Annotated in this window: 2 protein-coding genes; one reads left to right on the forward strand and one right to left on the reverse strand. The window is 63.2% G+C overall.

Annotated elements, in window-relative coordinates:
- Positions 1-663, reverse strand: a 663-nt coding sequence (locus tag OXG98_07390; protein ID MCY3771826.1) for a DUF6152 family protein, incomplete at its 3' end; no start/stop codon positions are given.
- A gap of 457 nt (positions 664-1,120) precedes the next feature.
- On the opposite strand from OXG98_07390, the gene OXG98_07395 reads away from it, so the two are divergent.
- On the forward strand, positions 1,121-2,014 hold an 894-nt coding region (locus tag OXG98_07395; GenBank protein ID MCY3771827.1), incomplete at its 3' end, for a DUF6152 family protein.

Raw genomic sequence — 2,014 nt, forward strand, 5'->3', positions numbered from 1 at the left:
ATCGAAAAACTGGCTGCGAATGATGATGATCTCTTCAGCCTCGTCGAACTCGAACTCGAGCGGGAAGACGCTGGAGTAAATGATGGCGCCCGGCGTGGGCTTGCTCATGCAGGCCAGTTCTGGATTGTCTTCGGAGTTCTCGCTGTAGGCAGCCTGCGCGGTTCGGCCCTTCTCGGTGAGCGTGAGTGCCCTGCGCGTGAGCTGATCCAGGCTCCCGGCGTCATCCGGACCCAGACTGGACCGGTCCAGGATCCACCGGCCTTCCAGCGTGGTGGTGCCGGCGCCCACCGGGACCGGCGAACGGGGTTGCAGCAGCGGCACACCCTCGCGCTCGACCGACGCCAGCAACCCGTAGGGCCGGCCGTCGCGCGCCGGGCGCACGCTGACGGTGACACGGTCGCCCACAGCCAGCGTGCCGGGCGTCCATCCCCGACGCAGGAGAAGGACCGCCGGACTCATTTGGACCGTCCACTCGATCGGGCTGCCGGCTTCGTCCGTGGTTCGGACCGTGAGGTAGGTATGCGGATTTCTCATGCTGTATTCGGTCACGACCCCTTCGAAGGTCGCCACTGCATCCAGATCCAGCGCAGCATCGCTGTGATGAGCCGCCAGCGGGGAGATGTGCAGCAGCGTCGTCACGACGCCGAGTGCCATGCGTCTCATGCCAGACCTCCCGCAGATCCGTTGGATTCGCCCCAGTCCCTCGCCTGCGGAGATGCCGGCTTCGGCCGAGGTCAGGAGCGTCACCCGGGGCGTGCGACTTCGCGGCAGCTGACCGCCCCGCCGCAGCCTTCGTGCTCCCCGGCCGAGTCGGGCCCGATTGTACCGATTCGGGCATCGTTGATGGCCATTGAGGTGGTCTTGCCGTGAGTCCGGTCCAGGTGGCGCGGATGTCCGCCGAGACCCTTCGCTGTCGGTCGACCCGGCTGGGCTTCGACAACGACGGCTGGTCGGCGATTCGTCGATCGGCCGTTCATTTGTCTGGCGCGACGTCTCAATTCCAAACCGCCTGCCAGCAGGCTGTTGCAGCTTGCGGCATGCGTCGCAGTAGACATACCATGGTCAGGGATTTCCATCCGGCGGCGGGCGAGCATGTGCGTCGTCACGGGAGGATCCCTCAATGCACAGTCTGATCCGCGCCGTACTACTGTCAACTGTGCTTGTGTCGCAAGCGCTTGTGGCTCATCACGCTTTCGTAATGTTTGATCTCGAGGCGGAAGCCTTCGTCCGCGGTACGGTCGCGGAGTTTCAGTTCCGGAACCCTCACACCTACCTGTTCGTCGACGTGACGCAAGGGGATGGCCAGACAGATCGCTGGAGAATCGAAGGCGAGACCCGCAACGACCTGTTCCGCAACGGGTGGCGCGAAGATTCGTTGCAGCCCGGCGATATCGTCACAGTGCGTGTGCAGCCGAACAGGGATCCCGCACGAAGCTACGCTCGCCTGTTAAGCGTGGAGAAAGCCGACGGGGCAATGCTGACGATTCCCAATGAGGCGGATGAGCGCGGCCGCGACGACGCAGTTCCCGCTGACAGCCTGGAAGGGGTTTGGTTACCCATCCAGACATTCCGCCAATACCAGACCAAGGTGAGGTCGTTTCAGAACGAAAACGCTCGGGCGGCGCTGGCACGGCAAACCGGATTACCGCCCAATGCGCAATGCATCGACCTGTCCATTCCCGGGCGTTTGGGACGGGCTCATGTATATGAAATCGAATTCGCCGGTGAGGATCTGATCCTGATTCACGGCGAAGACGATGCCGAACCCCGTAGAATCTACCTAGACGGGCGCAGTCACCCTGAATCAATTCCGGAGGACGAACAGTCCTGGACCGGTCACTCCGTCGGCCGCTGGGAAGACGGCACGCTGGTCATAGACACGCGGCATTTCAGGCCCCATCCGGGCGGTAACGGTGCGCCTCCATCCGGTAGCAGGAAAACCCTCGTGGAGCGATTCCGGCTGAACGAGGACAGGACCCGGATCGTGATTGATTTCACGCTCAACGACCCGGAG

The sequence above is a fragment of the Gemmatimonadota bacterium genome, assembly GCA_026706345.1.
Taxonomy (GTDB): domain Bacteria; phylum JAAXHH01; class JAAXHH01; order JAAXHH01; family JAAXHH01; genus JAAXHH01.